This window comes from Nostocoides sp. HKS02 (assembly GCF_009707485.1).
GTDB lineage: Bacteria > Actinomycetota > Actinomycetes > Actinomycetales > Dermatophilaceae > Pedococcus.
This window is the reverse complement of sequence record NZ_CP046121.1, coordinates 1,698,114-1,711,116: the sequence shown is the minus strand read 5'-3', so window position 1 is coordinate 1,711,116 and position 13,003 is coordinate 1,698,114. Positions and strand designations below refer to the sequence as shown.

The following is a 13,003-nucleotide window of genomic DNA, read 5'->3' as shown; positions in this document are numbered from 1 at the left end:
CGGGCCGTGGCGGTGCTCGTGGTCCTCGCCTACCACGCGGGTCTGCCGCTGACGCACGGCTTCCTTGGGGTCGACGTCTTCTTCGTCATCTCCGGCTTCCTCATCTCCGGTCTGCTCGTCCGCGAGCTGACGGAGACGGGCACGATCGCCTGGGCTCGGTTCATCGGGCGGCGCATCCGCCGCCTGCTGCCTGCGGCGATCCTCGTCCTGGGGGTGACGTCGCTCGTCAGCTGGTTCGTGGTGCCCGGCCTGCGTCGGCTCGAGATCGGCACGGATGTCGCGGGTGCCGCTGGCTACGTCGTCAACTGGGTGCTGGCGGCCCGAGCCGTCGACTACCTGTCCAGCGACTCGCTGCCGTCGCCGGTCCAGCACTTCTGGTCGCTGGCCGTCGAGGAGCAGTTCTACGTCGTGTGGCCCCTGCTGCTGCTCGCGCTCGGCTTCGCCTGTCGTCGGCTGCGCAGGCGCCCACGGCCGGCCGCCGTGGCGGTCCTGCTCGCGCTCCTGGCCGTTCCGTCGTTCGGGTATGCCGTGTGGCTCGGCGGCATCGACCCCGCGCGGGCGTACTTCGTCACCACCGCCCGCGCCTGGGAGCTCGGCGTGGGCGCGGCGCTCGCGGTCTGGTGCGCGGGTCGCGCGGCGCAGCCACGGCATACCGCCGGGTGGCGGAGTGTGGCGACCGCGGTGGGCGGCTGGCTGGGTCTGGCCGCGGTCGTCGCGAGCTGTGCCTGGCTGCCGGCGGACGCTGTCACCCCCGGTCCGTGGACCTTGGCGCCGACGCTGGGGGCCGCCGCCGTGCTGTATGCCGGGTGGGCCGGGGCGCCGGGTGGGCCGGGGCGGGTGCTGGCCATCGCCCCCCTGGTCTGGGTGGGTGGCCTGTCCTACTCGCTCTACCTGTGGCACTGGCCGGTCCTGGTCCTGTCCCAGTGGGCCTTTCCCGGACTCACCGGCGCGCAGAAGGTCGCCGTCGTCGCCGCCTCGGTCGTCCCCGCGTGGGCCTGCCACCGCTTCCTCGAGAGTCCCATCCACCACAGCCGTGCACTCGCGACCCGAACCCGACCGGTGCTGGCCCTCGGCCTCGCGCTGTCGGCTGCCGGTGCCCTCAGTGCGGTGCCCCTCGTGCAGGCCCCGTCGCCGTTCCGCACCTCCCCGCTGGTGGGGGCGCGCCCGGCCCTGAGCAGCCTGGGCGCCGCGACCCTCACCTCACCGCCGAGCACGGACCCGGCTGTGTATGCCGTGGACGACTGGCAGTGGCTCACCCCCGACCCGCAGCTGGCGGGCAAGGACCGACCGGCGGCCGATGTCGACCGATGCCAGGTCGACCGCCTCGCCGAGGAACCCGTGGCATGCCGCTTCGGGGTGCCCGGGGCGGCCACCACGGTGGCCCTCGTGGGCGACTCCAAGGCCATGCAGTGGCTCCCTGCGCTCCAGGCGCTGGCACCGAGCCGAGGGTGGCAGGTCGTGACCTACGGCAAGTCCTCGTGCGCGTTCGCGGCCGGTCACGCGCAGAACGCGGGCAAGGCCTACCCCCAGTGCGACGTGTGGAACGACCGGGTCGTCCAGCGGCTCACGCTCGACCCCCTGACCTGGTGATCACCTCGGGCTACGCATCGTCCGCCTGGGACGGAGCGCGCGCGAGCCGTGCTGCGCTGGTGAGCGGTCTCGCCCAGCGGTGGAGCCAGCTGCGGGGACTGGGCATCCCCGTGGCCGCCGTGGCCGACAGCCCGCTGTCCCCGAACGACCTGGACGTCTGCACGGCGCGGGCTCCCCATCGGCTCAGCACCTGCGCGTTCGACCGGGCTCCCGCGGTGGCCGGGAGCGGGCAGCCCGAGCAGCGACTGGCCGCGGCCCAGTCGGGCACGCCGCTGATCGACCTCACGCCGTGGATCTGCCCGGTCGACCGGTGTCCCGTGGCAATCGGCCACGTGACGGTCCACCGGTCCGGCGACCACCTCACGGCGACGTACGTCCGGACCCTGGCCGCCGTGCTCGGCGAGGCCCTGGACCGCGCGCATTTGGGCCAGAGGGCGCCGCTCCGGTAATCTCGTGCGTCGGTCTACGTCTCGTCGTGGCGCAAGGCCAAGTCACTCGACGTCTGCTGGAGCCATGAACCATCTCGATTCTCGGTCGCCCTTGGTGTTCGACGCCAAGAGCCTCGGTCGTCGACCCGGTTCGATGGAGCAGCTGCAGCGGACCGTCGAGGCACCTGCCGACTTCGGCACGGACGTGATCGCGGTGCCCGAGGGCTCCCCGGTCGAGCTGGATCTTCGGCTCGAGTCCGTCGTCGAGGGTGTGCTGGTGACCGGCTCGGTGCGTGCCACGGCAACCGGCGCCTGCGTGCGGTGCCTGGACCCGGTCGACCTTCGGGTCGGCGCGACGTTCCAGGAGCTGTTCGCCTACGCCGATCGCGCGGCGCACCACCGTGAGGTGGGTGCCGACGACGACGAGACCGAGGGAGCACACCCTCGAGGGCGACCTGTTCGACCTCGAGACCGTGCTCCGGGACGCGGTGGTGCCATCGCTGCCGTTCCAGCCGGTGTGCCGGGCCGACTGTCCAGGGCTGTGCTCCGAGTGTGGAGCCCACCTGGCCGACGACCCTGGGCACCACCACGAAGTGATCGACCCCAGGTGGTCCGCGCTGCAGGCGCTGGCCACTGACACCGAAGAGAAGAGGAACTGACGTGGCTGTCCCGAAGCGGAAGACGTCGCGCTCCAACACCCGTTCGCGTCGTGCGAACTGGAAGGCGACGGCGACCACGCTCACCACGTGCCCCCAGTGCAAGTCCCTGACGCAGCCGCACATGGCCTGCCCGTCGTGCGGCACCTACAAGGGCCGGCACTACACGCCGGCCGAGCGCACTGAGCACCAGGGCTGATCAACCCTGAACCTCGCGTGAGTTCCACTCCGTCCTCCACGGGTACGCCCGAGGACAGCGCGACGCAGCGGCCCGTCGGTGGGTTCGCCGAGCACCTCAGCGAGGTGTCCGGAGCACCGGTCGACGAGTCGCTGCTTCTGCGTGCCCTGACCCACCGCTCGTACGCCTACGAGAACGGCGGCCTGCCCAACAACGAGCGCCTGGAGTTCCTCGGCGACTCGGTCCTGGGTCTGGTCGTCACCGACACGCTGTATGCCGCGCATCCCGACCTGCCCGAGGGGCAGCTCGCCAAGCTGCGTGCCGCAGTGGTCAACATGCGCGCGCTCGCGGACGTGGCCCGCACGCTCGGGCTCGGCGAGCACCTCTTCCTCGGGCGCGGCGAGGAGAGCACCGGTGGCCGGGACAAGGCCTCGATCCTGGCCGACACGATGGAGGCCGTGATCGGCACGGTCTACCTCTCCTCCGGCATGCCAGCTGCTGCGGCGCTCGTGCACCACCTCCTCGACCCCTTGATGGCCCAGTCGGCCACCCTCGGTGCGGGTCTGGACTGGAAGACCAGCCTCCAGGAGCTCGCCGCCGCGTCGGCTGTGGGAGTGCCGGAGTACCGCGTCGAGGAGGAGGGCCCCGACCACGAGAAGACGTTCCACGCCCAGGCGGTCGTCGGCGAGCAGGTCCTCGGCACCGGCACGGGTCGCTCCAAGAAGGAAGCCGAGCAGCGCGCTGCTGAGCTCGCGTGGCGCGCGATCACGGCGCGCCAAGCCGCCGCCGAGGGCGACGGCCTGGTCGCCCACACGCAGGCGACATCCCCGCGCGGCGCTGCGGGCGTCGAGACCCCGGACACCGACGCCAGCGAACTGCCCGCTGGCTCGCCCTCGTAGGCGAGCACCCGGCATACCCCGTGCCTGAGCTGCCCGAGGTCGAGGTGGTCCGCCGTGGTCTGGCCGACCACGTGACCGGCCGCGTCATCGAGACCGCCGAGTTCCGTGGCGTACGGGTCGCACGGCGGCACCTGCCCGGCGCCGCCGACCTCGCCGAGCGCGTCGCGGGCAACCACGTCGAGTCCGCGCGCCGTCGCGGCAAGTACCTCTGGCTGGTCCTGCGGGCGCCCGACGGCTCACGCCAGGCGCTCCTGGCGCACCTCGGGATGAGCGGCCAGCTGCTCGTCGAGGACCCAGCGGCACCGCAGGAGAAGCACCTGCACGCGCGGTTCGAGTTCGCCGACGCCGGGCCCGAGCTGCGCTTCGTCGACCAGCGGACCTTCGGTGGCATGGCCTTGTCGGAGCTCACCGAGGACCTGATTCCCGAGACCATCGCCCACATCGCGCCCGACCCGCTCGAGGCGGCCTTCGACCAAGGCGCGGTCGTGCGGCGGATGAAGCTGCGGGACTCGGCGGTCAAGCGGGCCCTGCTCGACCAGACGCTGGTGTCCGGCATCGGCAACATCTACGCCGACGAGGCGTTGTGGCGGGCCCAGGTGCACGGCGAGCGGACATGCTCGTCGTTGACCAAGCCAGCGCTGGCCCGGCTGCTCGACCATGCGCGCGAGGTGATGCTGGAGGCCCTCGGCGAGGGCGGCACGAGCTTCGACGCGCTCTACGTCAACGTCAACGGCGCCTCGGGCTACTTCGACCGGTCGCTGCACGCCTACGGCCAGGAGGGTCGGCCCTGCGACCGCTGCGGCACCCCCATCCGTCGCGAGGCGTTCATGAACCGCTCGAGCTTCAGCTGCCCGCGCTGCCAACCCCGGCCGCGTCCCCGGCCGCCCCGGGGCCGCGGTCCAGAACGCCTTCAGGACACGCCCAGCCAGACCTGACAGCCTCGCTCCGGCGTTGTACAACTGGAAGCAGAGGTGAGGCACATGAACGACAACGGTCCGGCCAGGGCAGTGATCTGGGTGCACGGTCGGGTGCAGGGTGTGGGCTTTCGCTGGTGGACGCGGGCGCGCGCGCTCGAGCTGGGGCTCGTCGGGCATGCCCGCAACGCCGGCGACGGCCGGGTCGAGGTGGTCGCGCAGGGCGAAGCCGAGCGGATCCGCCAGCTGGTGGCGCTGATCGAGGAGAAGCCGTCGCAGCATCTGCGGCCCGGCGAGGTGCACACCTGCGTAGCCACCTGGGGCCCCGCGCGCGACGACCTGTCCGGGTTCGTCGAGAAGTAGGCCGCATCGACCAGTGCGGCTCGGTCCAGTCGGCTTGGTCCAGTCGGCTTGGTCTAGTCGGCTTGGTCCGTGCGGCATTGACCCACAGCCGGGCTGCCTGTCACCCTGAGAGACGCCCCCCTCGGGGCCACGCATGGCGCGAATCCCCCCGCCTGCGGAAAAGGAGTCGACATGGCCAAGGCCCTCGTGGGCTATCGCCCGGTGAACGACCCGCGCCTCCAGCTCGAGACCCTTGAGCTGCGCCGCAGGGTCGCGGACCTCGAGCATCTTGTCGAGCGTCTGCAGCGTGACAACGACCAGCTGCGTGAAGACCTGAGACACCCGGACATCGTGGGCGCGGGCGTGCCTACGATGGGTGGGTGACCTCGCCCGACCCGACGCCACCCGAGCTGGCTCGCCTGCGGGCCAGCATCGACAACATCGACGCCGCCCTGATCCATCTGCTCGCCGAGCGGTTCAAGTGCACGCAGCGGGTGGGGGAGCTCAAGGCACGCGAGGGTCTGCCGCCTGCCGATCCCGCGCGCGAGGAGTCCCAGATCGCGCGGCTGCGGGCGCTCGCCGACGACGCGGGGCTCGACCCGACCTTCGCCGAGAAGTTCCTGACCTTCGTGATCGCCGAGGTCATCCACCACCACGAGGCGATCGCCCAGCGCTGACGCCGCCCGTGAACGGGTCTGGCCCGTCGCGGCATACCTCTGCTGTCACACGGGCCACTCACGTCCCGGGGAACGGCGTGGCGGCGCGAAGCGCCACGACCCGCCGCGACCCCGCCGGTACAGTGAGCCGCGATCCAGCCGCCGCACCGAGGAGCCACGACCGCTCGTGTACGTCAAGAGCCTGACCCTGAAGGGCTTCAAGTCCTTCGCCTCGGCGACCACGTTGCGGCTCGAGCCGGGGGTGACCTGCATCGTCGGCCCCAACGGCTCCGGCAAGTCCAACGTCGTCGACGCGCTCGCGTGGGTCATGGGGGAGCAGGGGGCCAAGTCCCTGCGCGGCGGCAAGATGGAGGACGTCATCTTCGCCGGCACCGCCGGGCGCGCGCCGCTGGGCCGGGCCGAGGTGTCGCTGACGATCGACAACTCCGACGGCGCGCTGCCGATCGACTACACCGAGGTGACGATCGCGCGGACGATGTTCCGCAACGGCGGTTCCGAGTACGCCATCAACGGCACGCCCTGCCGGCTGCTCGACGTCCAGGAGCTGCTTTCTGACTCCGGCATCGGCCGCGAGATGCACGTCATCGTGGGCCAGGGCCAGCTCGACACGGTGCTCCGCGCGACGCCCGAGGAGCGCCGCGGGTTCATCGAGGAGGCCGCGGGGGTCCTCAAGCACCGCAAGCGCAAGGAGAAGGCGCTCCGCAAGCTCGAGACCATGGAGGCCAACCTCCTGCGGGTCAACGACCTCACTGGTGAGATCCGCCGCCAGCTCGGCCCGCTGGGGCGCCAGGCCGAGGCGGCTCGCCGGGCCGCGGTGATCCAGGGCGACGCCCGCGACGCCCGGCTGCGGCTGCTCGCCGACGACCTCGTCCAGCTCACCTCGACCCTCGAGCAGGAGGTCGCCGACGAGAGCGCCCTGATCGCCAAGCGCACCGAGGTCGAGGACGCCCTGGCCACGTTGCGCAGCCGGCTCGCCACGCTCGAGCAGCAGGCCCAGGAGGCCGCTCCCGAGCTCACCCGGGCTCAGGACCGCTGGTTCCGCATCCAGCAGCTTCGCGACAAGCTGGCCTCCACCGAGTCCCTCGCGAGCGAGCGCGTGCGGCTCCTCAGCCAGGACAGCGCCGACGAGCAGACCACCGGCCGCGACCCCGAGGAGCTGCGCGCGCAGGCGGTCGAGGCCCGCGCCCAGGAGGAGTCCCTGCTCGCCGAGGTGCGCGACGCCAAGGAGGCCCTCGAGCGCGCGGTGGCGGCGCGGGCCGAAGCCGAGCAGGCGTATGCCGCGGAGCAGCAGCGCCTGCAGCGCCTGGCCCGCGCGGCGGCCGACCGCCGCGAGGGCTTGGCGAAGCTGGCCGGCCAGGTGGGCGCGCGTCGCAGCCGGATCGAGGCGGGGGAGGCCGAGATCGGCCGCCTGCGCGGCATCGTGGCCCAGTCGCTGGAGCGGGCCGCCGCCGCGGAGAAGGAGTTCACCGGGCTGGAGGCCTCCGTTGCCGTCGACGAGGAGGGCGAGGAGGGGCTCGACTCCGCCTACGAGAGGGCCGCCGCCGTCCTCGACGAGCTCGAGGCCGAGGTCGAGCGTCATCGCGAAGCCGAGCGCACGGCCGAGCGCGACCGCACGACCGCGGGCGCCCGGCTCGAGGCGCTCGAGCTCAGCCTGTCGCGCAAGGACGGAGCGGCCACGCTGCTCGCCGCGGCCGATGCCCAGCACGGCATCATCGGCTCGGTGGCCTCGCTGCTGCAGGTCAAGGGTGGCCACGAAGCCGCGATCGCGGCCGCACTCGGCTGGGCCGGCGACGCGCTGGCGGTCGAGTCGGTCGACCACGCGGCTCGCGCCCTCGCCACCTTGCGCGCGGACGACGCGGGTCGCGCGGCGTTCCTCGTCGGCCAGACCGCGGCCAGCGACGACCCGTCGACCTGGCCGCCTCTGGACGACAGCGCCGTCTGGGCGCGTGAGGTCGTCCAGGCGCCCACCACCGTGCGGCCGGCGGTGGAGCAGCTGCTCGACCGCGTCGCGCTGGTCCCCGATGCCGAGGCTGCTGCGGCCCTGGTGTCTCGCGGTGACGGCGTCACCGCCGTGACGACCGAGGGCGACGTGTTCGCGCCCGGGTTCGTCCGTGGTGGCAGCAGTCACGCCCCGAGCCTCATCGAGATCCAGTCGGCCGTCGACGAGACCCGCGACCGCATGGCGGACGCCACCCGGCGCGGCGAGCAGGCGCGGTTCGCGCTCACCGCCGTGGTCGAGCGGCACCGGGTCGCAGCCGAGGAGGTCGAGGCCGCCCTCGACGCGCTGCATGAGTCCGACGCCAAGATGGCCGCCGTCGCCGAGCGTCTGGGCCAGCTCGGGGCCACCGTGCGTTCCGCCAAGGCCGAGGCCGAACGCACCGAACGCGCGATCGCCGATGCCGAGCGGGCACTCGAGGCCGACCGCGCCGAGCTCGCGGGTCTGGCCGAGCGCCTCGACGAGGCGAGCGCCGAGCCCGCCGATGCCGCGGAACCCAGCACCGACGAGCGTGACCGGCTCGAGCTCGAGGCGAGCCGGGGGCGTGCCACCGAGACCGAGCTGCGGCTCACCCTGCGGACCAAGGAGGAGCGCGCGAGGGCCCTCAAGGGACGTGCGGAGTCCCTCGAGGGCGCCGCCCGCAACGAGCTGGCCGCTCGTCAGCGGCTCGCCGCCCGGCAGGAGCGGCGCAAGCGCGAGGCGACCGTGGCCGAGGCGGTCCGCCGCGGCGCGGCATACGCGGTGACTCTCGTGAGCCGCGCCCTCGAGACGGCGGCCGAGCAGCGCACCCGGGCCGAGCAGGAGCGGGCCGAGCTCGACCAGACGCTGGCCCAGGTGCGGCGCGAGACCTCCGTGCTCCAGGACGAGCTGCGCGACCTCACCGACACCGTCCACCGCGACGAGGTCGCGCGCACCCAGCAGCGGCTGCGGATCGAGACCATGCAGGCCAAGGCAGTCGAAGAGCTCGGCATCGCGCCCGAGACCCTCATGGAGGACTTCGGGCCGCACCAGCTCGTGCCGTTCCTGCAGGGTCCCGACGACGACCCCGACACGGTGCCCGAGCCTGCGCCGTTCGTCCGCGAGGTCCAGGAGAAGCGGCTGCGCAAGGCCGAGCGGGCCCTGGGCGCCCTAGGCCGGGTCAACCCGCTGGCCCTGGAGGAGTTCGCCGCCCTGGAGGAACGTCACAAGTTCCTCACCGAGCAGCTCGAGGACCTCAAGAAGTCCAAGCGCGACCTGCTCGACATCGTCCGCGAGGTCGACGAGCGGGTCGAGCGCGTCTTCACCGAGGCGTTCCACGACACCGCCGCGCAGTTCGAGGGCGTCTTCAGCCGGCTGTTCCCCGGTGGCGAGGGCAAGCTGACCCTGACCGACCCGGACAACATGCTCACCACCGGCATCGAGGTCGAGGCGAGGCCTCCGGGCAAGAAGATCAAGCGGCTGTCGCTGCTCTCCGGTGGCGAGCGCTCGCTGGTCGCGGTGGCCCTGCTCGTGTCGATCTTCAAGGCCCGGCCCAGCCCGTTCTACATCATGGACGAGGTCGAGGCCGCACTCGACGACGCCAACCTCGGGCGCCTCATCACGCTGTTCGAGGAGCTGCGCGACTCGAGCCAGCTCATCGTCATCACGCACCAGAAGCGCACCATGGAGGTCGCGGACGCCCTCTACGGCGTCTCGATGCGCGGCGACGGTGTGACGACGGTGGTCTCCCAGCGCATCCGGGACGTTGCGGCACAGAGCGCCTGACCAGCAGGACCCCTGGCGGGTCGATTTGAGCATTCACAGGAAGGCAGGGCACCCTATACCCATGGTCGTGCTCATCATCGGGATGCTCATCTGCGTCGGACTGGCGGTCGCCGTCGTCGCGGTCGTGGCTGTCCCGGCACGTCGCGAGGGCCGCGAGCTCCTCACGCCCCAGGGCGAGGAGATCGTCGCGATCGTCAAGGAGAAGACCGAGTCGACCCTCGACAAGACCGGTGAGGCGATCTCGACCGCCAAGGACAAGGTGAGCGACACCGTGTCCAACCCGTTCAGCGACAACGCCGACGACACCCCGCGCCACCGCGCCAGCTGAGCGCCCCGCCCGCGCCGACGCGCGGCATACGCACTGGGCCGTCCCCACGGGGGCGGCCTTCGGTCTGCCGGCCGGGATGACCCTGCGCGGATGAGAGGATGGCGCGCGTGATTGATCAGCTGTGGGAATGGATCGCCATCGCCGTCGGGCTCCTGCTGGTGCTCGGTGGTGTGCTCGTCGGCCTGGTGCGGGGACGAGGGGGCCGCAGCCGGTCCGCGCCCGCGCGTCGCCCTGACGTGCTGCCCGGTGTCGGTGACGATGCCGAGCCGCCCCGGGACGCGCCCAAGCGCTCGGTCCAGGATGCCGGCTCCGTCGACACGCTGCCCGCCTCGCCGGCCACGCTTCCCGAGCCGACCACGCCGACGATCGAGCGACCCGAGGCACCCGCGGGCCGTCTCCAGCGCCTGCGAGCCCGCCTCTCGCGTTCGAACTCCGCCCTCGGCCAGGGGCTGCTGGCGCTGCTGTCCCGCGGCGGTCTCGACGAGGCGGCCTGGGAGGAGGTCGAGGACACCCTCATCGCCTCCGACCTCGGCGTCGAGGCCAGCACCGAGCTCGTCGCGAAGCTGCGCGCGCGGGTCAAGGTCGAGGGCACCACTGACGAGAACACCGTGCGCGGCTGGCTCCGCGAGGACCTCCTCGCGCTGGTCGACCCCTCCCTCGACCGGTCGCTGGCCGACTCGAGGGTCGACGGCCGCCCTGCGGTCATCCTCGTCGTGGGGGTCAACGGCACCGGCAAGACGACCACCGTGGGCAAGCTCGCGCGCGTGCTCGTCGCCCAGGACAAGGACGTCGTGCTCGGCGCTGCCGACACGTTCCGCGCGGCGGCAGCCGACCAGCTCGAGACGTGGGGTGCCCGGGTCGGGGTGCCCACGGTCCGCTCGGACCGCGACGGGGCCGACCCGGCGGCGGTCGCCTTCGACGCCGTCAAGGCGGGCGCCGAGCTGGAGGCCGACGTCGTGCTCGTCGACACCGCGGGCCGACTGCACAACAAGGTCGGGCTGATGGACGAGCTCGGCAAGGTCAAGCGCGTCATCGAGAAGCAGAGCCCGATCGACGAGGTCCTGCTCGTACTGGACGCCACCACGGGGCAGAACGGCCTGCGGCAGGCCGAGGTGTTCGCCGAGGTCGTCAACGTCACCGGGATCGTGCTCACCAAGCTCGACGGCACGGCCAAGGGCGGCATCGTGGTCTCCGTGCAGCGCAAGCTCGGGGTGCCGGTCAAGCTCGTCGGCCTGGGCGAAGGGCCGGACGACCTCGCGCCGTTCGACCCCGAGGCGTTCGTCGACGCGATCCTGGCCTGACCACGCTGTCCAGGATGTGAGATGCAGGCCAGCTCGAAACCTGATCCTTACGGCTGTGAGGCTCCGCTAACACGCCCGTAACACGCGACGGCCCTGCGCGAAATGCGCCACCGGCACAGTCTTCGCCATGAGCGCACTAACACTTGTGGCGGCCGACACGCCATTCATCGACAGCGGGAACACCGCGTGGGTCCTCGCTGCGGCGGCCCTCGTGCTGTTCATGACCCCCGGCCTCGCCCTCTTCTACGGCGGCATGGTCCGGACCAAGAGCGTGCTGAACATGATGATGATGAGCTTCATCACCATGGGCACGGTCGGAACCGTGTGGATCCTCTGGGGCTACAGCGAGGCCTTCGGGCCAGACGTGGGTGGCGGCCTGGTGGGCAACCCCTTCACCCACTTCGGGCTCAAGGGGGTGCTCGACCAGATCTACGGCTTCGTCCCCGCCGACCCGTCCAAGGGAGTCGCGGCAGCCGGCGGCATACCGGGCTCGGCCTTCGTCGCCTTCCAGGTGGTCTTCGCCATCATCGCGGTGGCCCTCGTCTCCGGCGCCATCGCCGACCGGGCCAAGTTCACCGCCTGGACCGTCTTCACCGTCGTGTGGGCCACCGTGGTCTACTTCCCGGCGGCGCACTGGGTGTTCGCCTTCAGCGGGTATGCCGCGCAGACCGGCGGCTGGATCGCCAACAAGGCCGGGGGCATGTTCCTCGGCGGTGCTGGCGCCTATGACTTCGCCGGTGGCACGGCGATCCACATCAACGCCGGTGCGGCGGGCCTGGCGCTCGCGATCGTGCTCGGCAAGCGCATCGGGTTCGCCAAGGAGCCCATGCGGCCGCACAACCTCACCCTCGTCATGATCGGTGCGGGCATCCTGTGGTTCGGCTGGTTCGGCTTCAACGCGGGCTCGGCCCTCGGCGCCGGTGCCCAGGCGGCTGGCGTCTGGGTCAACACCCTGGCCGCCACGGCCACCGCGATGCTGGGCTGGCTCGTCGTGGAGAAGGTGCGGGACGGCCACGCCACCTCGCTCGGTGCTGCCTCGGGCATCGTCGCGGGGCTGGTCGCGATCACCCCGGCCTGCGCCACGGTCTCGCCGATCGGCGCGCTCATCGTGGGCCTCGTCGCCGGCGCCGGATGCGCCCTGGCGGTGGGGCTGAAGTTCCGCTTCGGCTTCGACGACAGCCTCGACGTCGTGGGTGTCCACCTCGTCGGTGGCCTCATCGGCACCCTCCTGATCGGCCTCCTGGCCACCAAGGGCAGCCCCACCGGGGCTGCGGGCCTGGCCGTCAACGAGGGGCTGTTCTACGGTGGCGGGTTCTCCCAGCTCGGAGCGCAGGTCGAGGGCGCGCTGTTCGTGATGATCTTCTCGTTCGTCGCGACGTACCTCATCGGCCTGGCGATCCACAAGACGATCGGCTTCCGGGTCGACGAGGCCGACGAGGCCCAGGGCGTCGACCTCACCGAGCACGCGGAGAGCGCCTACGATCTCAGTGGCCTCAGCGGCGGACGCTTTGGCTCCGGCTCGGCAGTGTCCACGGCTTCGGCCAAGACCAAGGAGGGAGCACCCGCATGAAGCTCGTGACCGCCATCATCAAGCCCCACCAGCTCGACGAGGTCAAGGAGGCCCTGGAGGCCTACGGCATCTCCGGCATGACCGTCAGCGAGGTGTCCGGCTACGGGCGCCAGCGCGGCCACAGCGAGGTCTACCGCGGTGCCGAGTACACCGTCGACTTCGTGCCGAAGGTGCGCGTCGAGGTCCTCGTGGACGACATGGACGCCAGCTCCGTGTGTGACGTCGTCCTCAAGGCCGCACAGACCGGTCGCATCGGTGACGGGAAGATCTGGACCGTTCCCGTCGACGACGTGATCCGGGTGCGCACCGGCGAACGCGGAGTCGACGCGCTCTAGCCCCACCCACCCACCCGCCCCCTCCGCCCGGTATGCCGTCCGCTCG

The 13,003-nt window shown here is 72.0% G+C and carries 11 protein-coding genes and 2 pseudogenes; all 13 read left to right on the top strand.

The genetic code is table 11. The features are described from left to right. The first annotated feature begins 6 nt into the window (after positions 1-6). The 13 genes and pseudogenes from GKE56_RS08115 to GKE56_RS08050 all read left to right on the top strand — a co-directional run bounded on the left by GKE56_RS08115 (position 7) and on the right by GKE56_RS08050 (position 12,957). A pseudogene (locus GKE56_RS08115) lies at positions 7-2,039 on the top strand (acyltransferase family protein). A gap of 64 nt (positions 2,040-2,103) precedes the next feature. Beyond that, a pseudogene (locus GKE56_RS08105) lies at positions 2,104-2,677 on the top strand (DUF177 domain-containing protein). A gap of 1 nt (position 2,678) precedes the next feature. Further along, positions 2,679-2,873 carry a 50S ribosomal protein L32 gene (rpmF, locus tag GKE56_RS08100; RefSeq protein WP_154684112.1) on the top strand — a complete coding sequence of 65 codons (195 nt, stop codon included), beginning with the start codon at positions 2,679-2,681 and terminating at the stop codon, positions 2,871-2,873. A 104-nt stretch (positions 2,874-2,977) separates the two neighbouring features. Continuing rightward, entirely contained in the window at positions 2,978-3,751 is a 774-nt protein-coding gene (rnc, locus tag GKE56_RS08095) for a ribonuclease III (RefSeq protein ID WP_230209304.1), read from the top strand. A gap of 20 nt (positions 3,752-3,771) precedes the next feature. Then, on the top strand, positions 3,772-4,686 hold the full coding sequence (mutM, locus tag GKE56_RS08090; RefSeq protein WP_154684110.1) for a bifunctional DNA-formamidopyrimidine glycosylase/DNA-(apurinic or apyrimidinic site) lyase: 915 nt from the start codon (positions 3,772-3,774) through the stop codon (positions 4,684-4,686). Positions 4,687-4,731: 45 nt separating this feature from the next. After that, entirely contained in the window at positions 4,732-5,028 is a 297-nt protein-coding gene (locus GKE56_RS08085; RefSeq protein WP_154684109.1) for an acylphosphatase, read from the top strand. Between the two features lie 171 nt (positions 5,029-5,199). Beyond that, entirely contained in the window at positions 5,200-5,391 is a 192-nt protein-coding gene (locus GKE56_RS08080) for a hypothetical protein (protein ID WP_154684108.1), read from the top strand. Next, positions 5,388-5,684, top strand: a complete 297-nt coding sequence (locus tag GKE56_RS08075) for a chorismate mutase (protein ID WP_154684107.1) — start codon at positions 5,388-5,390, stop codon at positions 5,682-5,684. Before GKE56_RS08080 ends, GKE56_RS08075 begins: the two co-directional genes overlap by 4 nt. Positions 5,685-5,850: 166 nt before the next feature. Continuing rightward, positions 5,851-9,423 (top strand): chromosome segregation protein SMC, encoded by a 3,573-nt coding sequence (gene smc / locus GKE56_RS08070; protein WP_154684106.1) that lies wholly within the window; start codon positions 5,851-5,853, stop codon positions 9,421-9,423. Positions 9,424-9,484: 61 nt separating this feature from the next. Continuing rightward, positions 9,485-9,751, top strand: a complete 267-nt coding sequence (locus GKE56_RS08065) for a YtxH domain-containing protein (RefSeq protein ID WP_154684105.1) — start codon at positions 9,485-9,487, stop codon at positions 9,749-9,751. 98 nt (positions 9,752-9,849) lie between these two features. Further along, a complete protein-coding gene (gene ftsY / locus GKE56_RS08060) occupies positions 9,850-11,052 on the top strand; it encodes a signal recognition particle-docking protein FtsY (RefSeq protein ID WP_154684104.1) in 1,203 nt (400 codons plus the stop codon). 127 nt (positions 11,053-11,179) lie between these two features. Continuing rightward, positions 11,180-12,622, top strand: a complete 1,443-nt coding sequence (locus GKE56_RS08055) for an ammonium transporter (protein ID WP_154684103.1) — start codon at positions 11,180-11,182, stop codon at positions 12,620-12,622. After that, on the top strand, positions 12,619-12,957 hold the full coding sequence (locus GKE56_RS08050; protein WP_154684102.1) for a P-II family nitrogen regulator: 339 nt from the start codon (positions 12,619-12,621) through the stop codon (positions 12,955-12,957). Before GKE56_RS08055 ends, GKE56_RS08050 begins: the two co-directional genes overlap by 4 nt. Positions 12,958-13,003 lie beyond the last annotated feature (46 nt).

Excerpts from the sequence above, each read along its gene's own strand:
- GKE56_RS08085 (WP_154684109.1), top strand. The coding sequence starts at position 4,732 with ATGAACGACAACGGTCCGGCCAGGGCAGTGATCTGGGTGCACGGTCGG.
- GKE56_RS08080 (WP_154684108.1), top strand. The coding sequence starts at position 5,200 with ATGGCCAAGGCCCTCGTGGGCTATCGCCCGGTGAACGACCCGCGCCTC.
- GKE56_RS08065 (WP_154684105.1), top strand. The coding sequence starts at position 9,485 with ATGGTCGTGCTCATCATCGGGATGCTCATCTGCGTCGGACTGGCGGTC.
- ftsY (WP_154684104.1), top strand. The coding sequence starts at position 9,850 with ATGGCGCGCGTGATTGATCAGCTGTGGGAATGGATCGCCATCGCCGTC.
- GKE56_RS08055 (WP_154684103.1), top strand. The coding sequence starts at position 11,180 with ATGAGCGCACTAACACTTGTGGCGGCCGACACGCCATTCATCGACAGC.
- GKE56_RS08050 (WP_154684102.1), top strand. The coding sequence starts at position 12,619 with ATGAAGCTCGTGACCGCCATCATCAAGCCCCACCAGCTCGACGAGGTC.